Source organism: Bacillus sp. SD127 (genome assembly GCF_058566445.1).
On sequence record NZ_CP191226.1, the window covers coordinates 3,346,821 to 3,368,632 of the forward strand.

At 44.7% G+C, this 21,812-nt stretch carries 24 protein-coding genes; 8 read left to right on the plus strand and 16 right to left on the minus strand.

The genetic code is table 11. From position 1 onward, the window contains the following. Positions 1–18 precede the first annotated feature (18 nt). On the minus strand, positions 19–771 hold the full coding sequence (fabL, locus tag ACQVGS_RS17550; protein ID WP_044163745.1) for an enoyl-[acyl-carrier-protein] reductase FabL: 753 nt from the start codon (positions 769–771) through the stop codon (positions 19–21). 82 nt (positions 772–853) lie between these two features. Here fabL and yfhS point away from each other — a divergent pair, with 82 nt between their 5' ends. Continuing rightward, positions 854–1,078 (plus strand): mother cell protein YfhS, encoded by a 225-nt coding sequence (yfhS, locus tag ACQVGS_RS17555; RefSeq protein ID WP_024120659.1) that lies wholly within the window; start codon positions 854–856, stop codon positions 1,076–1,078. 22 nt (positions 1,079–1,100) lie between these two features. Here the strand turns inward: yfhS and mutY are convergent, their stop codons facing one another. Continuing rightward, positions 1,101–2,201 carry an A/G-specific adenine glycosylase gene (mutY, locus tag ACQVGS_RS17560; RefSeq protein WP_101863567.1) on the minus strand — a complete coding sequence of 367 codons (1,101 nt, stop codon included), beginning with the start codon at positions 2,199–2,201 and terminating at the stop codon, positions 1,101–1,103. 216 nt (positions 2,202–2,417) lie between these two features. Here mutY and ACQVGS_RS17565 point away from each other — a divergent pair, with 216 nt between their 5' ends. Beyond that, positions 2,418–3,401 (plus strand): metal-dependent hydrolase, encoded by a 984-nt coding sequence (locus tag ACQVGS_RS17565; protein ID WP_024120657.1) that lies wholly within the window; start codon positions 2,418–2,420, stop codon positions 3,399–3,401. Here ACQVGS_RS17565 and ACQVGS_RS17570 read toward each other — a convergent pair. From ACQVGS_RS17570 to ACQVGS_RS17590, 5 genes are all read right to left on the minus strand, one after another. Then, entirely contained in the window at positions 3,398–5,983 is a 2,586-nt protein-coding gene (locus tag ACQVGS_RS17570; RefSeq protein ID WP_491830315.1) for a YfhO family protein, read from the minus strand. The two genes, ACQVGS_RS17565 and ACQVGS_RS17570, sit on opposite strands and share 4 nt — an antisense overlap. Before the next feature lie 69 nt (positions 5,984–6,052). Further along, positions 6,053–7,042, minus strand: a complete 990-nt coding sequence (locus tag ACQVGS_RS17575) for a glycosyltransferase family 2 protein (RefSeq protein ID WP_188323634.1) — start codon at positions 7,040–7,042, stop codon at positions 6,053–6,055. Positions 7,043–7,273: 231 nt separating this feature from the next. Further along, a complete protein-coding gene (locus tag ACQVGS_RS17580) occupies positions 7,274–8,137 on the minus strand; it encodes an alpha/beta fold hydrolase (RefSeq protein ID WP_101860263.1) in 864 nt (287 codons plus the stop codon). After that, positions 8,124–8,456: an SdpI family protein gene (locus ACQVGS_RS17585; RefSeq protein WP_127695650.1), complete on the minus strand. Its 333-nt coding sequence runs from the start codon at positions 8,454–8,456 to the stop codon at positions 8,124–8,126. The genes ACQVGS_RS17580 and ACQVGS_RS17585 overlap by 14 nt, the downstream gene beginning before the upstream one ends. Positions 8,457–8,541: 85 nt before the next feature. Continuing rightward, positions 8,542–9,060 carry an SH3 domain-containing protein gene (locus ACQVGS_RS17590; protein ID WP_095714801.1) on the minus strand — a complete coding sequence of 173 codons (519 nt, stop codon included), beginning with the start codon at positions 9,058–9,060 and terminating at the stop codon, positions 8,542–8,544. Positions 9,061–9,252: 192 nt separating this feature from the next. Between ACQVGS_RS17590 and ACQVGS_RS17595 the strand changes: the two genes are divergently transcribed. Further along, complete coding sequence (locus ACQVGS_RS17595; RefSeq protein ID WP_010333455.1) at positions 9,253–9,465, plus strand: helix-turn-helix transcriptional regulator; 213 nt, start codon at positions 9,253–9,255, stop codon at positions 9,463–9,465. A gap of 414 nt (positions 9,466–9,879) precedes the next feature. On the opposite strand, the gene ACQVGS_RS17600 is transcribed toward ACQVGS_RS17595, so the two are convergent. Next, the gene (locus ACQVGS_RS17600) at positions 9,880–10,149 is read right to left on the minus strand and encodes a YfhJ family protein (RefSeq protein WP_024120650.1); all 270 of its coding nucleotides are present in this window, start codon (positions 10,147–10,149) and stop codon (positions 9,880–9,882) included. 124 nt (positions 10,150–10,273) lie between these two features. On the opposite strand from ACQVGS_RS17600, the gene ACQVGS_RS17605 reads away from it, so the two are divergent. Next, entirely contained in the window at positions 10,274–10,426 is a 153-nt protein-coding gene (locus ACQVGS_RS17605; protein WP_010333452.1) for a small, acid-soluble spore protein K, read from the plus strand. Positions 10,427–10,458: 32 nt separating this feature from the next. On the opposite strand, the gene ACQVGS_RS17610 is transcribed toward ACQVGS_RS17605, so the two are convergent. From ACQVGS_RS17610 to recX, 3 genes are all read right to left on the minus strand, one after another. Then, the gene (locus tag ACQVGS_RS17610; protein ID WP_487446391.1) at positions 10,459–11,652 is read right to left on the minus strand and encodes an MFS transporter; all 1,194 of its coding nucleotides are present in this window, start codon (positions 11,650–11,652) and stop codon (positions 10,459–10,461) included. Positions 11,653–11,788: 136 nt separating this feature from the next. Next, positions 11,789–12,109, minus strand: a complete 321-nt coding sequence (locus ACQVGS_RS17615; RefSeq protein ID WP_024120648.1) for a YfhH family protein — start codon at positions 12,107–12,109, stop codon at positions 11,789–11,791. 6 nt (positions 12,110–12,115) lie between these two features. Continuing rightward, positions 12,116–12,907 carry a recombination regulator RecX gene (gene recX, locus ACQVGS_RS17620; protein WP_024120647.1) on the minus strand — a complete coding sequence of 264 codons (792 nt, stop codon included), beginning with the start codon at positions 12,905–12,907 and terminating at the stop codon, positions 12,116–12,118. A gap of 88 nt (positions 12,908–12,995) precedes the next feature. Here recX and ACQVGS_RS17625 point away from each other — a divergent pair, with 88 nt between their 5' ends. The 3 genes from ACQVGS_RS17625 (at position 12,996) to ACQVGS_RS17635 (ending at position 14,328) form a co-directional block, all read left to right on the plus strand. After that, on the plus strand, positions 12,996–13,907 hold the full coding sequence (locus ACQVGS_RS17625) for a TIGR01777 family oxidoreductase (RefSeq protein WP_491830316.1): 912 nt from the start codon (positions 12,996–12,998) through the stop codon (positions 13,905–13,907). Positions 13,908–13,960: 53 nt separating this feature from the next. Next, positions 13,961–14,071 (plus strand): YfhE family protein, encoded by a 111-nt coding sequence (locus ACQVGS_RS17630; RefSeq protein ID WP_010333447.1) that lies wholly within the window; start codon positions 13,961–13,963, stop codon positions 14,069–14,071. A 65-nt stretch (positions 14,072–14,136) separates the two neighbouring features. Next, complete coding sequence (locus tag ACQVGS_RS17635; protein ID WP_106021588.1) at positions 14,137–14,328, plus strand: YfhD family protein; 192 nt, start codon at positions 14,137–14,139, stop codon at positions 14,326–14,328. Between the two features lie 38 nt (positions 14,329–14,366). On the opposite strand, the gene ACQVGS_RS17640 is transcribed toward ACQVGS_RS17635, so the two are convergent. From ACQVGS_RS17640 to ACQVGS_RS17655, 4 genes are all read right to left on the minus strand, one after another. Continuing rightward, complete coding sequence (locus tag ACQVGS_RS17640; RefSeq protein WP_106021589.1) at positions 14,367–14,951, minus strand: nitroreductase family protein; 585 nt, start codon at positions 14,949–14,951, stop codon at positions 14,367–14,369. Positions 14,952–15,038: 87 nt separating this feature from the next. Then, the gene (locus ACQVGS_RS17645; RefSeq protein ID WP_188323632.1) at positions 15,039–15,917 is read right to left on the minus strand and encodes a PhzF family phenazine biosynthesis isomerase; all 879 of its coding nucleotides are present in this window, start codon (positions 15,915–15,917) and stop codon (positions 15,039–15,041) included. 114 nt (positions 15,918–16,031) lie between these two features. Further along, the gene (locus tag ACQVGS_RS17650; protein WP_024120642.1) at positions 16,032–17,063 is read right to left on the minus strand and encodes a FecCD family ABC transporter permease; all 1,032 of its coding nucleotides are present in this window, start codon (positions 17,061–17,063) and stop codon (positions 16,032–16,034) included. Further along, the gene (locus tag ACQVGS_RS17655; RefSeq protein ID WP_095714809.1) at positions 17,060–18,061 is read right to left on the minus strand and encodes a FecCD family ABC transporter permease; all 1,002 of its coding nucleotides are present in this window, start codon (positions 18,059–18,061) and stop codon (positions 17,060–17,062) included. The genes ACQVGS_RS17650 and ACQVGS_RS17655 overlap by 4 nt, the downstream gene beginning before the upstream one ends. A gap of 156 nt (positions 18,062–18,217) precedes the next feature. Between ACQVGS_RS17655 and ACQVGS_RS17660 the strand changes: the two genes are divergently transcribed. Then, positions 18,218–19,195 (plus strand): ABC transporter substrate-binding protein, encoded by a 978-nt coding sequence (locus ACQVGS_RS17660; RefSeq protein WP_024120640.1) that lies wholly within the window; start codon positions 18,218–18,220, stop codon positions 19,193–19,195. A gap of 18 nt (positions 19,196–19,213) precedes the next feature. On the opposite strand, the gene mprF is transcribed toward ACQVGS_RS17660, so the two are convergent. After that, positions 19,214–21,784, minus strand: a complete 2,571-nt coding sequence (gene mprF, locus ACQVGS_RS17665) for a bifunctional lysylphosphatidylglycerol flippase/synthetase MprF (protein WP_106021592.1) — start codon at positions 21,782–21,784, stop codon at positions 19,214–19,216. Between the last annotated feature and the right edge of the window lie 28 nt (positions 21,785–21,812).

Here is a 21,812-nt window from a genome sequence, read left to right on the forward strand (position 1 = left end):
TTTTTTCAAAAAAATTTTTTAAACGAGCAGTGAGCGCCCGCCGTCAACAATAATGGTCTGCCCTCGGATCATGTCAGCTTTTGATGACACTAAAAATTCAACCGTATCGACCATATCTTTAATCTCTACCATACGTCCCGCCGGGGTATTTTGACGCGCATCCTCCAAAAGGTCTTCTCTGTTCGGGAAGTGTTTGAGCGCATCTGTGTCAATCGCTCCGCCTGATACCGCATTTACGATAATCTGTTTTGGTGAAAGCTCTACTGCGAGATAACGGGTTAAAGCCTCTAACGCAGCTTTTGACACACCAACTGTCGTATAGTTTTCAAGGTAGCGGATTGAACCTAATGAGCTGATGCTGACGATATGACCGCCGCCGTTTTTCTCCATCAGCTTTGCCGCTTCCTGAGCGCAGAAAAGCAAGGCTTTTGCATTGATGTTCATCGTCCAGTCCCAATGTGTCTCCTCTAATTCCATAACCGGTCTCAGTACGCCTGATGCAGCGTTGTTAACAAAAACATCCAGTCTTCCAAAGGTTTCATCAATTTGCTGAAACATTTCTTTAATTTTTGCGGGCTGGCCTACGTTTGCTTTTACGGTAAGCACTTTCACGCCAAGTTTTTCGATTTCTTCCGCTGTTTCCAGAGCGGCTTTTTTGCTGCGTGCATAGTTAATGACAATATTATAGCCGTTTTCCGCAAGTCTGATCGCCGCTGCTTTTCCGACGCCGCGGCTGCTTCCTGTTACGAGTGCGCATTTATTTTGTTCCATTTTTTCCTCAGCTCCTTATAGCGTATAGTTCTCTTCATTCCACAAACAATAATGGCAAGAACTTTAAAGGGGGTCTTCTGTTATGTATGTCGGACGAGATATGAGCGAATTGACCATGATTTCCAAAAAGGACTGGAAAAACAGTGAACTCGCCTTTTTTCATCATGCCTTTCAGCAAATTATGCCTTATTTGAACGAAGAAGGCCAATCAAAATACCGTGAATTAACGCAAGAGATTGAAGCGCGCGGCGGAATGAAGCGCAATGAAGCAGACTACAGCCACGGCACGCGCGTCAGTTATGATTAAGGACTCTTACCGAGCAGCCGAATTAAATGACTCCGGCTGCTTCCACTGCCATCTTCCAAATTTTCTGGTGTGACACTGGAAACGCGAATTCTTCAAGCTCTTCCTTCGTTACTTTTTTTAGGTCTGCAGTATCCGACACTTGTTTTACTTTACCGAAAAACACAGAAATATTCCATACCAGGTGGGTGAAAACATGCTCCACTACACCTTGGAGGTCACTGATTTCAGCTTTTATGCCAAAATCACTTTCTAAAAATGCAGTGAGCTGCTCGCGCTCTGTTTTGATTCCTTTTTGCGTTTCAAGATTCGGGAATTCCCACAGATTGGCAAGCAGTCCCTTAGACGGGCGTTTATGAATATAGACTTGTCCGTCATCATCTGTCAGTACAATTGCAGCCATTGTTTTGATTCCCGGTTTTTTCTTTTTGCTTTTCACCGGGAGTTCTCGTTCAGTGCCTTCTGCAAACGCTGAGCAATGCTGCTGAACAGGACAAAGCAGGCAAGAAGGTGATTTCGGCGTACAGATGATGGCTCCCAGCTCCATTAAACCCTGATTGAATTCAGAGGGTTTTTCTTTTGAAATAAACGCACGGACTGCTTCTTCAAAAATCGTTCTTGTTTTTGGCTTGGCAATATCATCCCAGATGGACAAAATTCTCGACATGACACGCATCACATTTCCGTCAACCGCAGGAATCGGTTTATTGTATGCGATGCTTAGCACCGCTCCTTTTGTGTAAGGGCCTACGCCTTTTAAGCCGCCGAACTCTTTTTCTTCTGACGGAACAACTCCCCCGTATTGCTGCTTCACTTCTTTAACCGCGCTTTGCAGGTTTCTGACCCGCGAATAATAACCGAGGCCTTCCCATGCTTTGAGCACTTTTTCTTCATCGGCATCAGCGAGCGTTTCTACTGTCGGGAATTGCTCCACAAACCGTAAAAAGTAAGGAATGACCGTCTCTACCCTCGTTTGCTGAAGCATCACTTCAGATACCCATACTTTATACGGATCCTGGTCCTCTCTCCACGGCAGAATGCGCTGTTCTCTTTCGAACCAGTTAATTAAATCATTTTGAAATTGCTGTATATCTTTTTGTTTTATCTTATCTTCAAGTACGTTCATATGTGTTTCTCCCCAGTCTCTCGCGCCCCGCTTTTCTTTAGACTGTTTTTTGTTGTACACTAAGGGCACAGTACGATAATATGTTACATTAAATAGAAGTAAAGAAAAAGCGGAAACATATGAGAACGATTAAACAGGTTAAAAGATTGGGTATATAAAAATAGGTAATGTCTTACAAAAGTGAATGTGCAGGATACACCTGCAAGGAGGTCACCTATGGATACGGGCACACATGTTGTCATGGGCATAGCCCTCGGCGGAATCGCGACACTGGATCCGGTTGTCGGAACAGATCCGGCAATGGCTCACGCAGTCATGATCGCTACGCTTGCGGGCTCACAGGCTCCTGATATTGATACTGTGTTAAAACTTAAAAACAATGCTGTTTATATAAGAAATCACAGAGGCTTTACCCATTCTATTCCCGCCGTTTTGTTTTGGTCTGTCATCATTCCGGCGATTTTGTATTTATTTTATCCGCAGGCTGATTTTCTGCATCTGTGGCTGTGGACATTGCTGGCAGTTGTGCTACATGTATTTGTTGACATTTTCAACGCGTACGGAACACAAGCCATCCGGCCGTTTTCGAAAAAATGGGTGGCACTCGGGCTGATTAACACATTTGATCCGTTTATATTTATCAGCCATCTGGCGGCCATCGCGGTTTGGTATGTCGGCGGCAGCCCCGGTATCACATTTCTCACCTTATACGTAATACTGGCAGGCTATTATATTTTGCGCCTGATGATGCAGCTGCGAATCAAACGGCAGCTCCGTGAGATGATTCATGAAGAGATCGAAAGCATTATCATTTCGCCGACAATGAAATTCAGGCAATGGCGGATTGCGGTTACAACTGCGCATGCTTTTTATGTAGGAAGGAGCATGGACGGGCACGTGGTGATACTTGATACGTTTAATCGGGTGCCTGTGCCTGAAACCGACGTTATGCAAGCGGCGAAGCAGGATGATAACATTGCGGCGTTTCTTTCGTTCTCCCCGGTTTACAGGTGGGAAGTGGATACGTATAAGGATCATTACGAGGTACGGTTTATTGACCTGCGTTATCGGAGTAAAGGGCACTATCCGTTTGTCGCAATTGTTCATATCAGTCATGATCTTGAGATACGCTCATCTTATACCGGCTGGATATTCAGCGAAGAAAAGCTTCAGAAAAAATTAAAGCTCGGCTCTATTTAGAGCCGGGCTTTTTTGCGTCTTGTATAAAAAACAGCTAAGAGCAGACTGATGAAAGACATCACTGCGGATATTTTAAAATATGGCGGATAGTAGGTAAGTTCAATTTGATTGTCTCCCTTTTGCGCCTTAAAACCGATAAAAGTGTAATCGGCTTTTTCAATTTTCTGCTGTTTTCCGTTAATTTTCAGCTCCCAGCCTTTCTCATACGGAATCGGGAGCATGATGTACTGGGGTTTGGAATTGTGATATGTGAATGTCAGCTTGTTTTTATTCCATTCCAGGCTGTCTGTTCTCTCTGTTTTGTTTTGCGACACAGCGTTTTTTAATGTTTGATAATTTTCTGCATAAAGCGCTATGTGTGAAAGCTCGTACGTTCCTTTCGGAAGCCTGATCGAGATATGGTCTGATTTAGGCACTCTGATGGTTAAATCATTTACACCCGTTTTATAGATCGATTGATTGGATTTTCTTGTTGTGACATAATCATTTACCTTTAGCGTAAATCCTTTGTCTTTTGCTTTGCTTTTTAAATAAAAACTGACATAGTAATCGCCCGGACCGGCTGACGCCTTTTTCGGAGTGATGATCAATTCTCCGCCGTTTTCTCCAGTTACAGTGAGGAGTCCGTTTTGATATTGAGCTTGTTTTGCAGTGATGTCCGATTTGGAGATCAGATTCGCCAGATCAGGCGGCTGCTCTGTTTTTTCAGTTGGATCTGCTAACACAATTCCTTTCAGCATCGCTTGCTCTTTCGCAAGAGCCGGCAATTTTTCCAAATCCCTTTCTGAGTAAACTTTATCGACTGATTTGACGAAAGGAAGCATGTATTGATTTTCATAAACGGTGTAGTGCTCTGATTCCATATGTTTTGTAAAGCCGTATGGAACATTCGCTTCGTTTACTTTTTCCGTCATATAATATCTGCCGTAAAGCAGGCTGTACAAATTCGCTCTGTCCCCCAATGAAGCGTAGCGGCTGACGCTTTCTCTTCCCATATCGATGCGAAGATCATTCCAATAGAAGGAGAGCAAATGGCTGTTTAAAATGCTCGAGTAGGCGCTGAATCCATTAAACCCGTAAATAATCGGAGTGTTATTGCGGACGCCATTCATCCAGTCGATTCTCACGAGCGGATCATTGTCTTCCTTTTGCACACGTCTGATGAGCTGAGATTGTTCGTCTCCTTTGTATTCCTCGCTTGTAATATAGGATTTTGAGACACTGTCCAGCCCGCCTCCTTCTGAGAGCGCATATTTCTGATAGGTGTTAGCGACAAGCAGCGAAGACAGAATCACCACAACGTATACAGCCAGCTTTGCCCGTTTTTTCACAAAAACTGCGGTAAACAAAGCAGCGATTGTCAGGAACAAAAGCAGTAGGATGCTTTCATTCGCTGGCTTCCATATATCAAGCTCATACCTTTGGACATGATACCAATAAAGAAGCAGAACAATCGCTGCTGCAGGAAGCAGTTCTTTCCGCCTCAGCTCCTGCAGCTGTGATAAACCTGCGGCGGCTGCTCCGGCGATTGTAAAGGCCAAAATATATTCAAACCGGTTTTGCGGTGCGGAAAAGCCGTTAAAGGCGCTTGCAGCGTACGGACTGAAATGAAAGAGGATAAACAGAAGGCTCAATCCGGCAAAAAGGCGAAACACCCGGTGTTTATAAAAAGAAATGACAAACAAAAACAGCAAAAAGATGGCTGGCACCACGATAATCCTGCTTGAAAATAAAATATTATCATCGAAATTCAGCCACTCTATTTTTTCATTATACGGAGGGCGCAGGTTATTTAAATACCCGTAAACCACCGGCACAAATACCGCCGCACTGATACCGAAAGAAATGAGTCCCGAGACTAAAAACATTCTGCATTGAACCCATTTTTTCACTTCATGATCTTCCAGCTTGATCAGCCATCTGAACAAAATATAAATTCCAATGAAAATCAGATTTATGTATGCAAAGTAAAAATTGTTGATTAAGCTCAGTGAGCAAGCAATGATAAACCATGCCGGACGCCGCTCCCTGATGATTTTTTCCGCTCCGAGCACGAGAAGCGGGAGCCAAATCATTGTATCGGTGAAAAATTCCCAATACGCTTCATGGCGAAAGTAAATAATCGATACTCCGTATAGTACAGCACCCGTAAACGCCGCTGCTCTGCGTTTGAGCAAATAGCTGAAAACAGAAGCTGCTGTAAAAATAATCAGACTCAGCTTAAAAATGCTGATAAAAACGGCTGACTGTGCCCAAAAAAGCGTATCCGCCTCACCGATGAGATGAACCGATTGCAGCAGCCAAACTGCGGCGGATGTCACAAGAAAAAGGAAAGAAGCAGAAAAATAATAGCCAAGCTGACTGAATGTGCCGCCGCCGAGTCCGAATGAATAATGATAGAAAAAGTTTCCTTGCGAGTATTGTTCATATAATAATTTCTTAAATACGATCATTTGCGCCAGTCCGTCACCGGGACCGGTCATATATCTGCCTTCCGCCCATTCTTTCACAAAAAAAGCGTGCGCAAGAACGGCTATGAACAGACTGGCCGCATAAATCATGACATGTTTTCTTTTTTTCATAAGGATTCTCCAGTCTTGCCGTTAACTGTAAGCATGCAAAAAAGCACTGCCAATGGCAATTGATTCATTTCAGTGCAGTTTGGTCAGGCGCCGCATGTTTTTCAATTCGTTCGTTTCAGGCAGATCTTTGCTCGGGATATTTGCTTCTTTGATCAAATAATGCGGACGTTTTTTTGTTTCGTAATAGATTCTGCCGATGTATTCTCCTATGATGCCAAGGCTTAACAGCTGAATCCCGCCAAGGAATAAGACCGCAGATATAATTGTGAAATATCCGGGTACAGAAATACCGTTTGTAAGAATTTTGACGAACGTGGCTATGATATAAATAAGAGAGAGCAGCAATACAAAAATGCCGGTGTAAAAGCATATTCTCAGCGGTTTATGGTTAAAGGAGACAACGCCGTCCATTCCGTAATTAAAAAGGCTGCTGAATGACCATTTGGATGTGCCGTTTTTTCTTTCGACATTTTCGTAAAAAACAATTTTCTGTTCGAAGCCGATCCAGCAAAACAGGCCTTTTGAAAAGCGGTTGCCTTCGCTCAATTTCAAAAGTGCATCCACAGCTTGGCGGCTTAACAGACGAAAGTCTCCGACACCGTCACGCAAATCAACTTCCACCGCTTTATTAATGAACTTGTAGTAAAGGGACGAAAGAAGCGAACGCACGGGGTTATCCCCTTTTCTGTTCCTTTGGGCAATGACTTGATCATAGCCTTCCTCGTAGCCTTTGATAAAGTCCTTCAGCAAATAGGTCGGATGCTGCAAATCGGCGTCCATCACGACAACTGCCTCGCCTTGAACATGTTCAAATCCGGCCAAGATCGCGGCTTCTTTTCCAAAGTTTCGCGAAAATGATATGTATTTCACTCGGCTGCATTTGGATGCCAGGTCTTTGATCTGCTGAAGCGTGTCATCAATACTTCCGTCGTTAATGAAGAATATTTCATAATCATAATGAATGTTTTTGAATTCCTTTTTTAAAGATTCATGAATGAGTTTGACATTATAACCTTCATTGTAAGACGGGATAATAATCGAGATTAATCCTTGCTTCATTAAGGCACCTTCTTTTTTTTATTCTTTTTAAGTATTGCCTTAGGGGAATTGTACACAAATCTTCAGTAAGGCTATTCCTTTTTTTAAAGTCGTTTAAACCTGTTTTTTGTTACATTTTTGGTATGACATTTGAGTATATGTAATGTTATTTTGTCAGGTTTAAAATAGAGTATGAAAAAAAAGCATAGAAAAAGTCTGCCATTTCGACAGACGGTGCAAAGAAAATCTGACTTATTGGTTTTCAAGATATTCTAAAATAAGCTGATTCACGATGGCCGGCTTTTCGTGGCTGATCCAATGGGACGCTTCATCCACAAATATTAAATGCCCGTTTGGACAGCGTCTTGCTGTTTCTTTTGCAAGCTTTCTGCTTAAAAAGCGGTCTTCCATTCCCCAGATCATCCGGTAAGGGGCTGTATGGCATTCGCGGGAATTTTCTGCAAGGCTGCCTTTTCTGAGGGCCCTGTACCAGTTCAGCATTGACGTCAGGGCGCCAGGCTGCTTCCACGCTTCTTTGTACTTATTGATATCCTCAGAAGAAAAAAGCTCCGGCCGATCAGATAGCCCGATGGCTTTATCTAATTTCTCATAGTCGTTTTCTGTTAACGCGGCCTCCGGTTTGTCCGGCAGCTGGAAGAAGGCAATGTATGAGCTTTTCAGCCATTGCGGAGGGTAGACTGGCGTTACGGTTTTCATGACGTGCGGATGCGGTATGTTAATGGCGATAAGCTTTTCAAGATATTCCGGACGTGTTGATGCCAAGTGCCAGGCTACTGCTCCTCCCCAGTCATGACCGATCACGATTGCTTTTTGATCAGTGAATTGCGAAATAAGCCCAATGATATCATCTCTTAATGTATCAATCCGATATGCCTCAATTCCTTCCGGTTTGTCACTGAGATTGTAACCTCGCTGATCAGGAGCAATCACCCGGTACCCCGCGTCCGCAAGCGGTTTGATTTGGTTTTTCCAGCCATACCAAAACTCAGGAAATCCATGGAGCAGGACGATAAGCGGGCCGTCCTCCGGTCCTGCAGAAGCAACGTGGAGTGTGATTCCATTTGTTTTGACAAACTGGCTGTTAACTCCTTCCACTTAAATCTCCTCCTTGACTTTGCGTCATATGTTTCAGCCTTTTCTCTGTCAGTATAAAAGTGATGATACAAGCAGCAACAAGCAAGATCAGCTGAAGGATGATAAAGCTTGATCTCAGGAGCACCCCGGCCCCCAAGACAATCAAACCTGACAGGATCATGAGCGCCGCACTGTAACGGTTGGCTTCATTCCATAACTTTTGATCTGACATTGAGCGTCTCGTTCTGAATCCATATATACTGTTAATGGACTTTGGAGGGAACAATTTGATAAAAAGACCTGCAATCATCATGAGCCCTCCGCCGACTAAACATGCCATATGATCATCTCCTCTCTCATTGTTACGTTCAGAAAGAAGAAATGTTTCAATATCCTGACAAAAAGACAAGCATGAGCCTGTCTATTTAGCGTATTTGTAAATCCTTTGTCGGAATATAGCCTTTTATCCCGCCGTGATCAACGAATGCCCAGCTGAAATCAAATCCTCCGTTTTCACTGAATCCCCAGCCGAGCAAAGTGACTTCTGTCCCCGAGGAAAGCTGCTTGGCTTTTCCATTTTCCGGTGTTGGAGAATAGAAGGCAGTCTGTTTTGCTGTTTTTGCTTGACTTGCGGTTTTCATTAAGAAGTGTGTTGAAATATATCCTTTTTTTCCTTTGAATTCGATTTGAGCCCAATCAGCATTAGCAAATCTCTTTACAGTGACTTTCTGTTCAGATGATACTGTGCCGAGAATCGCGCTTTTTTGTTTTGGCTCAGCCCGGACATTCAGTTTTCCTGCTTTAATCATATAAGAATCTGATGATGGCATGGTGACATTTATGGTCTGAAGGGTTGCAGCTTTTGCTGCGGGAGCAGTGCTACATGCTGTGAAACTCAGTCCTGCGGCGGCAGTTAAAGCGAGCAATACTTGTTTCTTTTTCATACATAGCTCCTCCTCGGATTTTGACAAGATATAAGAGGTATTCCCTGATTGCCTGGAGGATGAAACACTTTTTGTTTATTTTTTCTAACAGTTAAGGAAATTTTAAGGTTTGTAAGGTGTACATTACATTCTAATCTTTGTATGATACATTATGTAAGGTATACGTTACATAATGAGAGAGGATCAAATAAGATGAAGCACGGGGTTCGTAATTGTGTAAAAGAATACAGAAAAGCTAAAGGATGGACACAGGATCAGCTGGCAGAAAACATTCAAGTGACAAGACAGACGGTCATTGCAATTGAAAAACAAAGATATGAACCCTCGATAGGCACTGCAATTAAATTATCTTCAGTATTAGAGTGCTCATTAGATCAATTATTCTGGATAGAAGGAGACAAATAATATGAACATGACGTATCGTACTGTTTTTGCAAACTTTGCTTCCCATTTTATTGTGTGTCCTTTATTGGCATTCACCTTCAACTTTAACACTTCTGTTAGCAGTCATCGGAACTGCACGAGTTCTTTATTCTGCCGCACATATTCATAGAAATAAACTCTGGGGAAACGTACACTTTCAGAATGACCAACGCACCCGCTCAAATGCTCATTTCGCAGGCTATATATCACATTGGGTGATGATTGTTATTTTGCTTATAGGTGTTGTTCTTATTCATCAATCCATGCTTCCTCTGTCCTATCTGCAGCTGATTGCATATACTGCTTTTCTTGGTTTTATGCTTAGAATGGTGATGAGTGATGTACTTAATACAAATGTGTAAAAAACAGCCTGCCGTACTTTGCCGGCAGGCTGTGTTAATGTAAAAGCCCTCTGCTTTGGTTTAAGTAATCATTCACGTCTTCACGGCCGCTTTGGAAAAGGTGGAGCTGGCCGCCATAGTTCTCAATCCACTGTGTGACGATTTTTTCGGTCATTTTTTCGCCTTGGTAGGCGTGTCCGGCTTTTGCATAGGTTGCTTCAAAGTCGCTCCATAACAATTCCACCCATGTTTTCGCCTGAATGTAGCTGATCATATCGTTTTTTTCCAGAAGCAGATTTGTCAGTTTCTCAATATAAGTATTCATTTGGTGGTCTCCTTTCCTTCAGGAAAAAAATTACGCTTTAAAACTTCATGTTCTCCATATACTAACCTTACGTCTTCATCTGGCAAGACGCAACTTTTTGATCTCGAACCTAGGGGGATATGAAATGGTCCGCAATAAAGAAAAAGGATTTCCTTACGAAAACGAAAACAAGTTTCAAGGTGAACCGAGAGCAAAGGACGACTATGCTTCAAAGCGTCCTGACGGGTCAATCAACCAGCATCCTCAGGAAAAAATGAGAGCCTCCGGCAAACGATAAAAGAAGAACAGCTGCACATGTGCAGCTGTTTTTTAGCCTTTATTGACTTGATACTCATAGACGCTTTTCTTTTCAGACAGATGCGCAAAAGTTGAGAGCACCAGTCCGCACGCGGTCATCAGCGCTCCTCCCGCAAACAGCCAGGAATAAGAGCCGGTTCCGCTTAAAATGATGCCGCCGATCCAAGCACCGAGCGCATTAGCCAGGTTAAATGCAGACACGCTCACAGCTGCGGCGATCGTTGTGCCGTTCTCAGATGAAGAAAGCACCTTTGTTTGCAAAAGAGGCGGTGTGCCGAATGCGCAAGCTCCAAATAAGAAAGTCGCGACAATGGCTGCGGCCGGATAAACGGCGATGTACGGAAATACCGCAAGTACGCCGATCAAACCGATCATGACGCCAATCATGGTCCGGGTCAGCAGAGGAAGCGGCACTTTTCCCGAAAAGAAATTTCCCGCAACCCCTCCCAAACCATAGGCGAAGAGGGCGCCTGTAATGCCGACTGTGCTGAAACCTGCTGAATTTCTTAAAATCGGTTCGATAAACGTGTAAGCGATAAATACGCCTGAATAGCCTAGAATTGTAATCGCAAAGGAATACAGCACCTGTTTGTGTTTAAATACTCCCCACTCATTCATGAGCATCGGGATGACTTTTGGTTTTCTGTTCGGCACGGTAGCCATCAGGCCTAAAAATCCGATCACTCCAAGCACCGTAATGATGGAAAACACGACTCTCCAGTTTAGGACATCACCCAAGTAGGAACCGAATGGAACACCCAGCATCAAAGCCACTGTTAAACCGCCGTTCATAGACGCAGCGGCTGCGGCGCGTTTTTCCAGCGGCACCATTTCACTAGCGAATACCATCGCAATCGCAAAGAAAGCGCCGTGAATGGAAGCAGATAAAATTCTTGAGACCGCCAATACCGCAAAATTCGGTGCCAGTGCGCTCATCAGGTTGGAAAGGATGAAAATCCCCATCAATCCAAGAAGCACCGGCTTTCTCGGGAGCTTAACAGAAACAATCGTGACGAGCGGGCCTGTCACACAGACGCTTGCCGCATAAGCGGTGACAAGGAGTCCCGCAGAGGAAACATGTATATGAAAGTCATCGGCAATCGACGTCAAAATACCCATCACCGCATATTCTGTGTATCCAATTGAAAACGTGCAGATCATTAGAACAAAAATAATTAATTTTACTGATGGATTTTTCATACTCAACGTCATCGCCTCCTTTAATGTGAAAAAACAACGAGTTCCATCTTAAAAGAAATCCAGGGTGAATTCAATCATTTTTTCTCTAAAAATCGCCTTGAGTGTGCTCAAATAAAAAAGAGGCTGATATTCAGCCTCTCGGTTATCCCTGCTTCTTTTGCTGTAATACTGAGATTGGAAGCGCTTCTTCTTGATCGGGAGCCGATGTTCTGTATCCCCAAGCGAAAACGCCATTTAAATAGTTAATGCGAAACTCGTCCTCAGAGCCGTCCACAACATACGTTTCTCCCGGCGAGAAGTCCTCCGGGTTCAGCAAGTATGCCTTTGCCATGGCAATTTTCCGTTCGAGCACTGCCAGTTCATTTATGATTCCAAGCTGTTCCGCTTTTCTTGCTTTTTCAGAAAGTCCTGCGATTTCTGTATTGAGTTCGTGCGTTGTCATTTGACTGTATCGTTTCTCCATTTTCAGCTACTCCTCTTCCTGCAGAAATTGCTCGATTAAATCGAGTGAGAATCCTTTTCTGAATAAAAATTGTTTGACCTTCATGGCACTTTCATAGGAGCCGTCATAACGGTATTTTCTAAACGCTTTTTCCGCATGAAGACGCAGCGCTTCTTTTTCAGTGTCTTCATCATTTTCGTATTCAATCTGCTCCAGCGCCGCAGAGATGACATCAAATGAGAAGCCTTTGCGCTGCAGCTGCATCTGTGCTCGCTGTTTGATTTCTTTTGAAGAGAGTTTCTTGTCTTTCTTCAGAAGCTTTTCGATATGCTTAACTGCTTTTTCCGTCTGTTCTTCAAAGGAGAAAGAACTCAGTGTATCTTTGATGGTGTCGTCATCAATCCCCTTCGCTTTCAGCTCTCTGAACAAAACGTCAGGCCCTTTTCCGTTTGTTTTTTTGTGAGTGCTCACGTAGGCCGCCGCAAACTCTTGGTCATTTAAATAGTTGTAATCGTTCAGCTTATGAATCACTTCCGCAATGACGGGCGCCGAGGTATCTTTTTTCTTTAAATGGTCTTCTACCTCTTTCGTTGACCGCATTCGATAGGATAAAAAATCAATCGCACGGTTGAAGCCTTTTTTCACTTCATCTCCGTATTGAATCTCAATGATCTCGAGGTCATCAAGCTCTTTTCCCTTTTTAAGCTCAAATTTCACGAGCACATCTGCGTCAACACTGAAAGCATATTTTTCATCCAGAAAAATATTAAAGCGTTCCGTATTCTTTTTTTGCGCTGAAATCTTTGTAATAAATGGCATCTTAATCTCCCTTCTCCGGTCTCAAACGCGTTTTCTATGATCAAAATGAGGTAAAGTATAGTTATCAGAACGATGAGGAGAGATGTTTATGAATATTGCAATGACGGGCGGAACGGGTTTTCTCGGTACGCATCTGACTGGCGTCCTCACCCGCCAGGGACATCATGTTTATATTTTATCAAGAAACCCGCCAAAAACTGAACAAAAAAATATCAGTTATGTCCAATGGCTGACTGAAGAAGCTGCGCCTGAACAAGAACTTCCTCATATTGATGTTTGGGTAAATCTTGCGGGAAAATCAATTTTTGGCCGCTGGAACGAAAAAACGAAGCAGCAAATTCTCTCCAGCCGGATCGATGCAACCCGGGAAGTACGGCGGCTTATTCATAAACAGGCGGAAAAACCGAAGGCGCTTATTCAAGCCAGTGCAGTGGGCATTTACGGCACTAGCCTTGAAAAAACCTTTACAGAAGACTCCCCCACGTCGGACGAGGATTTTCTCAGCCACACTGCACATATGTGGGAACGGGAAGGGCAAAATATAGAAATGATGGGCATTCGAACGGTTTACGCGAGATTTGGCGTGATGCTCGGAGAAAAAGGCGCTCTCCCGCTGATGGTTCTGCCATATAAACTGCTGGCCGGCGGAACGATCGGGACGGGCAATCAGTGGCTGTCCTGGATTCACGTGGATGACGCCGCCCAGCTGATTGTATATGCAATCGAAAACGACAGCATCTCAGGTCCTGTTAATGTGACAGCGCCTAATCCGGTTGAAATGAAGCAGTTCGGAAAAACGATTGCACGGGTGAAACACCGTCCCCACTGGCTCCCCGTTCCAGCATTCTTTTTATCAAAAGCATTGGGGGAAATGAGCCTGCTTATTGTGAAAGGACAGCGCGCTCTGCCTAAAAAAGCAATTACGTCCGGATTCCGTTTTACATATTCAGACCTTGAATTCGCCCTCTCGCAGCTGCTGACGGACCAAAAGGCTGTATAAAAACGGAAGGAAGCGTCAACCTTAAGAATAACATGGTTGAAGGAGGTCCTTTTATGGAAAAGAAGAGGGAGAAGCACCAGCAAGGAGCCAACCTGAAGAAAATGCAGGAAGTTCTTTATTCGAGTGAATTTAAAAAGGCGGAAAAAGCTGCTAAGCGGAAGTAGGGATACATAGCGCCAGAAAGCAGATACTATGTTTGTTTGATATCACTTTTTAGGGGGAATTTGATATGGGCAGAAATCATATCCACAAAAACCGTGATAAAAACAAACAAAAACTTCCTCAGGTTCCCGATGCGTTAAAACGAGAAACTGACGGCGTTTACGAGGAATATTCAAGCGAACTCGCTGATGCGGATGACCGCAAAGCGCAGGAGCGCGCGAAAGCGGCCGACAGCAGAGCGAAAAGCAAAAAACGTTAATGAAAAACCCCTTGTCTCTGCTTGAGACAGGGGGTTTTTTACAGCTCGGTGAACCGTTCCTTTATCGGTGTGCGTTTTTTCACTTCCGGCATTTCATCAGGATAGCCTGTTTGTATGATCGCGGCGAAGCGCTCGTTATCCTGTAAACCGAAGGCTTGATGCACGTCTTTATCATAGAGGATCTTTCCGCTTTTCCAAACCATGCCAATTCCTTTTTCCCAGGCAAGAAGCTGGAGGTTTTGAATCAATGAGCTGGTTGCCGCAAAATCATCATCTCTTGCTCTTTCGTTCTCATCTTCCTTAAATACAACGAGCAGAAATCCCGGCACACGGCTGAGTGTCTTTTTGAAGTTTTGGAGTTTTTCTTCCGTCATGTCCGGCTTTGATTTTTTAGAAAATGAAGCAAAGGTTTTAATCAAGCTTGCTTTTCCTGTTTCACTGGAAACGTAAATAAATCTCCAAGGCTCCGTCACTCTGTGATTTGGCGCATATTTTGCCGTTTCTAGCATGTCAAGGATGACAGCCGGAGGTACGGGATCTTGTTTAAATTTACGGATTGATCTTCTGCTGCGTATGATATCCCGCAGTGCTGAATCTTGATTTATCTGTTCGGCTTGAGGCATACCGCTTCACCCTTTCTATCCAATTGAAAATGATTATCAATCATAATCATAACGGAAAGTGCAGCTTTTTGTAAACCGTCAGCCATATTAGATTTCAAGAATCCGAGTTTCTGAGTAAACGGCAGTCCCTGTCATGTTCACTTTGAGGTGATCGTTATCTCCATTTATTTCAATTTCCACTCTTCCGTCTTTCCCCATCTCCTGTCCTTGTTCAATGATGAATGTACGCTGCCCTGACCGGCCGTATTGCTGCATGTAAGCTCCCATCACACCGGATGCTGTGCCAGTCACGGGATCTTCTATTGTTCCTGAATACGGCGACGAAAAGTGGCGCCCGTGCAGGTCGCTGTCAGAGTGAATCGTTTCAAAGGTAAACGGATGCACTGAGGCTTTTGGCAGATCAACTAGAACATCCGGAAATTGTTTGTTATTCGGCACCATTTTTTTAGAGGCTTCTAATGATTTGAGCGGAACGATTGCAGTCCATATGCCTGTACTGCCAAAAACAATTGGAAGGTCCTCATGAAAGTCCTCCGCCGTAATTCCCAATGCGTCCGCGAGCCTTTCCCGGTCGCCCGTAAATGGTTTGAATTTCGGAGCAGCCTGTTCAAGTGTGATATGGATGCGCCCCTCTTTTTCAGAAATGTTTGCTGGCAAGATACCGGCTTTTGTCTGGATGCTGTACGTTTTACCAATCTCCAGCCTTCCTTTTTCACATAATGCGTATAGGGAAGCGACCGTCGCATGTCCGCATAAATTCATTTCGTGTCCAGGAGTGAAGTAACGGAGTTCAAGATCAGCCGCCTCGCTGTTCCGAATAAAGGAGGTTTCTGAATATCCTGCGATTTCAGCTATTCTCTGCATTTCTTCTTCTGTATAATGGTCCCCGTGCAATACCACTCCCGCGGGGTTTCCTTTGCCGGGATTTTCCGTAAATGCTTCATATTTTAATACCTCTGCTTTCATTCGCCTGCCATCCTTTCTACATCAATGTCTCTGTCAGTATAACAAAATATTAGAGGGAATTTTCTGTCAATACCAAAAACCCATTTTCTTTGCAGAGAAAATGGGTTCTTACAATCAGGAATTTCTTGTTTTATAGAGCAAATAAATAAAATAGGGGGCGCCGATCGCCGCTGTAAAAACGCCTGCCGGAACTTCGACCGGGGCAAATAAGGTTCTGCCGATGATGTCTGCTCCTAATACGAGCAGAGCCCCGATCAGTGCAGATGCCGGGAGCAGCGCACCGTAAGACGAGCCGACGAGACGCCTTGCGATGTGCGGCGCCATCAGACCGACAAAACCAATCGTTCCGGCAACCGAAACCGCACAGCCCGTAAGAGCCGTACTCAGCAGCAGGAGGAAGAACCGGTTTCTTTGCACGGAGCTTCCCGCGCCTGCCGCAATATCTTCACCGAGCATCTGTATATTCATATTTTTAAGACAGATAAAACAAATGAATAAGAGAATGACAGACAGCAACACGGCTATTTTTACATGCTGCCAGTTAGATCCGTAGACTGAACCTGTTATATATACATTGGCTTGGGACGCCCTGTAGATCGGTCCTTTGATCATGAGCAATGTGGTCATCGCTTGTGCAGACATTGAAAATCCGATTCCGATCAGCACCAGCCGAAACGTGGAGGCGCCATTTTTGTATGCGAGTAAATAAACGATAAGTCCAACAACTGATGCCCCGATAAATGCGGCAGCCGGAAGCCATGACAGACTGATCGTCAGTGAATCGCTTCGGTCTGAGAAGAACATCATGACAAGCACCACAGCCACAGCCGCTCCGCCCGTGATTCCGATAATATCCGGGGATGCGAGAGGGTTTCTGACCAGCCCCTGCAAAATTGCGCCTGCCGCAGCCAAGCAAACGCCGGCGCATACAGCTGTCAAAATTCTTGGCATGCGGAACGACATCACCATCATTTCATCGAGCTTTGAACCTGCACCGAAAAATGTTTTGGCCACATCCCAAGGAGGAATGAACCGCTGTCCGAGACCGGCGCTTATGATGAACACAGCCGCTGTTAAACCGAGTAAAACAAAAAAGACAATCCATGCTTTCTTTTCAGCCGCTGTAATGCCAAAACGAAGCTTCATAGATTCGCCCCCCTTCTTGCGATGTAAACAAACACTGGCATGCCGATAATCGCCGTCATAACCCCGACAGGAACTTCCTGAGGCATAATGATATATCGTGCCCCGATGTCCGCGGCAACAAGTAAAATCGCACCCAACACAGCGGAAAACGGCAGAACCCAGCGATAATCATTGCCGATGATAAAGCGGGCAAAGTGCGGGATGATGATGCCGATAAAGGAAATCGGCCCGGCAATGGCGACAGCCGAACCGGCAAGCAGGACAATGCATAGTGCCATAGCGAATTTCAGCAGTCCCGTTTTTTGACCAAGTCCTTTGGCAACATCTTCTCCCATGACAAGAAGATTAATTTTTCGGCCGAGGAAACAGCTGATCAAAAGCGCCGCCGCGGCATATGGAAGCATTGTCATCAGCAAATCGAGACTCCTGCCCTGCACAGAGCCCGTCAGCCAAAATAGCACCTGAGCCAGCTCGAGTTCATTGACGGAAAGCATGCCTTGTGTCAGCGAAGAAAACATTGCCGCCATGGCTGCTCCAGCCAGCGTCAATTTGATCGGCGTGAGCCCTTCCCTTCCAAGCGAACCTGCGGCATAGACAATCGCGGCGGTAAAGGAAGCACCGAGAAACGAGCTCCATACAAGCGCTTGGGGTGATTGAATATGCAGAAAAAATGATCCGGCAACAATAAAAAAGCCGGCCCCTGCGTTGATTCCGAAAATCCCTGGTGATGCTAGCGGGTTTTTTGTCAGCGCCTGCATCAGAGCGCCGGCAGCCGCAAGGGAAGCGCCGACGACCGTGGCAACCAAGGCGCGCGGGAGCCTGACGTCTTTAATGATGACTTGCTCATTTGATCCGTTAAAAGATGTAAACGCTTGATAGACCTGTCCCCATGACGTACCGGTATAGCCGTATATGACACTTGCGCAGACAGCCGCCAGCAAAACGAAAAGCAGACATAATAACAAAATCCATTTCGAATAAGCCTTTTTGAAGATCATCATCCAATTCTCCTAGTGATTTACTATGTAACATTCTTGATCATGACTGCAGTAAATTGATTGTTTTTGAGAATCATCCTCAATTAATGATTGACACTCTCACCACTGCTTATTATGATCTAAATGATAATGAATTTCAATATTGGGAGGAAAAAGATGAAAAAGCATATCAGCATGCTATTTGTATTACTTATGGCCGTTATGGTGCTTTCTGCCTGTAATAGTTCAGAAAGTTCAAGTAACAGCGAGGGGTCAAGCAGCAAAACAAGAACGGTTAAACATGCGATGGGTACATCAGACAACATTCCAGCCCATCCAAAACGGATTGTCGTCTTAACAAATGAAGGAACAGAGGCGCTTTTAGCGCTTGGCATTAAACCTGTCGGGGCCGTGAAGTCATGGAAGGGCGACCCGTGGTATGACTACCTGAAAGACGATATGAAAGGTGTTAAAAACGTCGGGCTAGAAACTGAACCGAATGTGGAAGCCATCGCGGAATTAAAGCCTGATTTGATTATTGGAAATAAAGTGCGCCAAGAAAAGATTTATGATCAGTTAAATGCGATTGCGCCGACGGTTTTTGCTGAATCTTTAGCCGGGAACTGGAAGGATAACCTGACTCTTTATGCCGACGCGGTGAATAAGGCGGACAAAGGCAAAGAAGTCATTGCCGATTTTGATAAGCGCGTTGCCGATATGAAAGATAAGCTTGGCGATCAGACAAACAAAACCGTGTCTGTTGTACGCTTTCTGTCCGGCGAGTCAAGAATCTATTATAAGGATTCATTCTCTGGCATTATTTTAGACCAGCTTGGTTTTAAACGTCCTGAAAAGCAAGTTGAGCTATTCAAGAAACAAAAGGACCAATTCACGTTCTCAACAGACAGCAAAGAATCCATTCCTGATATGGATGGCGATGTGCTTTTTTATTTCACTTATAAAGCCGATAATGCAAAAGATAATGAGAAATGGGCCAATCAGTGGACGAGCAGTTCACTATGGAAAAACCTCAAGGCTGTGAAATCAGGGAACGCCCATGAGGTCGATGATGTCGTGTGGACAACCGCAGGCGGAATAAAAGCCGCAAACTATCTGCTTGACGATATTGAAACGTATTTCTTAAAGTCTAAATAAAAAAAGAACTCCGTCTGTTTAGACGGAGTCTTTTTTGCTTTTGCCGATCAGACGCGTGACGAGGAACATGGTGACAGAAAGAGATCTGTTTTTCCGATACGCCAAGTATTTTCCGCGCCATTCGGGTTTGTATTTTTCTTTAAATGCTCGGAGCCCGCTGAAGCTGTACATGTACCGAACATTATTAAAAATGACAGCCGCGAAGCGCTCTGACCAGAAGGATGTAAAGGCCGTGCCGACATTGGCCAAGGGCGCCATGCCCATGTTAAATGACGTGCACCCCTCCTCCTTCGCCCATAAAAACATGCGGATGAACAAGGCATCCATAATACCGTTCGGGGCGTCGCTGCGATAGCGCATCAGATCGACCGAGATTTCGCCTTCCTGATACATCGGCATGATATTGGCGAAAGCGACAATGTCCCCTTCGGCATTTTTCATATAGGCGATCGGCGCTTTCTGTAAATATGACGGGTCAAAGAACCCGAGCGAAAAGCCCTTCTCCTTTTTCGAGCCGAGCCATTCATCGGAGATTTGTTTAAGCTCTTCTAAAAACGCTTCTGAAAATGGAGGATGATCTACATGGAAAGTATATTCCTCCCGTTCAAACCGGTTATTGATTGCCCGCAGGCCGGCTTTTTTCTTCCCTGATATGGTAAACGTGTTTAAGTCCACATAGGCTTCCTCGCCAAGTTTAAAAAAGTTATACCCAAAATCGTGGTACAGCGCCATGTCCTCTCGTTCAATTTGATAAAACAAAACGCTGAAACCCTTTTGATGCGCTTCGTTCAGAAATTCTTCCAGCACGAGCGGGAACGATTCTCTTTGGCCTGACGGATCGCCGAGCACGACCAGCCGTCTGGCGATTTTTCCAAACAGAAGCAGGGCATTTCCGTCACTTGAAAAATAAAACCGCTTATCTTCGAGAAAGCCGAGATGGCTCAGCGCGTTGCCGCCTTTTTCATTGAGAAACGCAGCAAGACGTTCTGGATCAGCTTTTTCCCCAATTGGTTTGGTTTTCTTATGGTACACCACTGTAAAAATAAAGAAGAACAGCGGAACGGCGATGACTGCCATGATGGTCGCATGTGTAATATGGGAAGTGCTGTGGACGAAATATTCGTGGCGCAGCACCTTTTTCATCCGATCCCAGATGAAGCTTGCGATAAGGTTATAGTTAAACAGCGCCACAGTAAACAGGGCAGCAGCGAAAATCATTTGCCCTAGCGTATAGGAAGCCTGTTCTCTGACAAATTGTTTTTTCAGCAGCACAAGCAAGACGATGATAATCGGCAATATGAATATTGCACTGATATTGAGCCCTTTTAAAAAGCTGAAAACAAATCCGCCGACAAGCGCTGTAATTGCCATTGTATAGGACCGTTTTGTCCGTTTATAAAGCTCGATCGGCAATATCAGCAAAATGAGCGCTGAGCTTAAGGACAGCCCGTTGAACAGCAAAAGGACCGGACGGGGAATGTGCGGAATGACTGTCAGCCTATCAATCGGCAGTGACACCGACGCAAGGACAATGAGACCGGCTACGAACACAATAAGTGAAAGCGATCCCTGCAAAATCCTCACTAACATGGCCCGCTGTACGACAAGCAGCACGTTTGTCGTTTCGATAGCCGGTGCAATTCGCGGGTTCGTTTCGAGCCGTTTCATTGTATTTTCGGTCAGGTCGCCGGCAGCAAAGAACAGCCCCAAAACAAATGGAATAAATGAATAGGCGAGCCTGTACAAAACGATTGACGTAACAATGGCTTCCTGATGATAGCCAAGCTGCTCCATACCGAGCAAAAACAAAAGGTCGAACGAGCCGAAACCGCCCGGCACGAGGCTGATCATCCCGCCGATCGCCGCAATGACGAACACTCCGAACACATACCGGATATCAGCATGAATGCCCATGGCGAACAAAGCAAAATAGATGACGACTCCAGCCATGAGCCATTCGGCAACGGAAGCGCCGATATAAGCGAAAATCGGATTTTTCACTTTATCCTCATTTTCTTCGTCTCCGGCTTTGCGGCCTTTTATTTTGGCCACCGCCAAGGATAACGGCAAAATCAGCGCGAAACCGATAACGACTGCCCACAGCCAAGGCTTTTCATGGATCACTTCATCCACTGGCAGCACCCGCGCTGCGACGAAAATGCTGAAAACAGATAGCCCGAGCAGCATAGATGACGTTAGCCAGGCGATTCCTTTCACGAGCGCCTTATGGTCTTTCGTATGCTCCTTATAGAACATCATTCTTAACCCGACACCGGCTAAACCGCCGAAGCCAAGGACATTATTAAATGAATTGGCAATCCAGGATACTCTGAACACCTTTCCGTTTGTGATCGAAAGGCGCAGCGAATATTTAAGAACGTAATCATATAGTGACATGGCCGCAACAGCAAGCAGGCCGATGAGCACAAGAATGAATAAGTCGGTCCGCTCCAGCCCGTTGATTACCATAAGCGTTCGTTTGAATGACAGGTTTGTCAATTCTTTTTTCGACTGATAAAACACAAATAGTAAAACAGCAACAGGAAAAACGATTTTTAAAATTGATAAAGCATTCTTTTTAATCAGCAATGGTCTCTCCAATCATATACAATTCGAT

Bases quoted from the DNA above. Each gene is read 5' to 3' on its own strand.
- fabL (WP_044163745.1), bottom strand. From the start codon at position 771: ATGGAACAAAATAAATGCGCACTCGTAACAGGAAGCAGCCGCGGCGTC.
- ACQVGS_RS17660 (WP_024120640.1), top strand. From the start codon at position 18,218: ATGAAAAAGCATATCAGCATGCTATTTGTATTACTTATGGCCGTTATG.
- ACQVGS_RS17570 (WP_491830315.1), bottom strand. From the start codon at position 5,983: ATGAAAAAAAGAAAACATGTCATGATTTATGCGGCCAGTCTGTTCATA.
- ACQVGS_RS17585 (WP_127695650.1), bottom strand. From the start codon at position 8,456: ATGGCATGTTTAGTCGGCGGAGGGCTCATGATGATTGCAGGTCTTTTT.
- ACQVGS_RS17575 (WP_188323634.1), bottom strand. From the start codon at position 7,042: ATGAAGCAAGGATTAATCTCGATTATTATCCCGTCTTACAATGAAGGT.
- ACQVGS_RS17600 (WP_024120650.1), bottom strand. From the start codon at position 10,149: ATGAATACTTATATTGAGAAACTGACAAATCTGCTTCTGGAAAAAAAC.
- ACQVGS_RS17645 (WP_188323632.1), bottom strand. From the start codon at position 15,917: ATGAAAGCAGAGGTATTAAAATATGAAGCATTTACGGAAAATCCCGGC.
- ACQVGS_RS17595 (WP_010333455.1), top strand. From the start codon at position 9,253: ATGAAGCACGGGGTTCGTAATTGTGTAAAAGAATACAGAAAAGCTAAA.
- ACQVGS_RS17625 (WP_491830316.1), top strand. From the start codon at position 12,996: ATGAATATTGCAATGACGGGCGGAACGGGTTTTCTCGGTACGCATCTG.
- ACQVGS_RS17590 (WP_095714801.1), bottom strand. From the start codon at position 9,060: ATGAAAAAGAAACAAGTATTGCTCGCTTTAACTGCCGCCGCAGGACTG.
- recX (WP_024120647.1), bottom strand. From the start codon at position 12,907: ATGCCATTTATTACAAAGATTTCAGCGCAAAAAAAGAATACGGAACGC.
- yfhS (WP_024120659.1), top strand. From the start codon at position 854: ATGTATGTCGGACGAGATATGAGCGAATTGACCATGATTTCCAAAAAG.
- ACQVGS_RS17605 (WP_010333452.1), top strand. From the start codon at position 10,274: ATGGTCCGCAATAAAGAAAAAGGATTTCCTTACGAAAACGAAAACAAG.
- ACQVGS_RS17615 (WP_024120648.1), bottom strand. From the start codon at position 12,109: ATGGAGAAACGATACAGTCAAATGACAACGCACGAACTCAATACAGAA.
- ACQVGS_RS17635 (WP_106021588.1), top strand. From the start codon at position 14,137: ATGGGCAGAAATCATATCCACAAAAACCGTGATAAAAACAAACAAAAA.
- ACQVGS_RS17565 (WP_024120657.1), top strand. From the start codon at position 2,418: ATGGATACGGGCACACATGTTGTCATGGGCATAGCCCTCGGCGGAATC.
- ACQVGS_RS17630 (WP_010333447.1), top strand. From the start codon at position 13,961: ATGGAAAAGAAGAGGGAGAAGCACCAGCAAGGAGCCAACCTGAAGAAA.
- ACQVGS_RS17650 (WP_024120642.1), bottom strand. From the start codon at position 17,063: ATGAAGCTTCGTTTTGGCATTACAGCGGCTGAAAAGAAAGCATGGATT.
- ACQVGS_RS17640 (WP_106021589.1), bottom strand. From the start codon at position 14,951: ATGCCTCAAGCCGAACAGATAAATCAAGATTCAGCACTGCGGGATATC.
- ACQVGS_RS17655 (WP_095714809.1), bottom strand. From the start codon at position 18,061: ATGATCTTCAAAAAGGCTTATTCGAAATGGATTTTGTTATTATGTCTG.
- mutY (WP_101863567.1), bottom strand. From the start codon at position 2,201: ATGAACGTACTTGAAGATAAGATAAAACAAAAAGATATACAGCAATTT.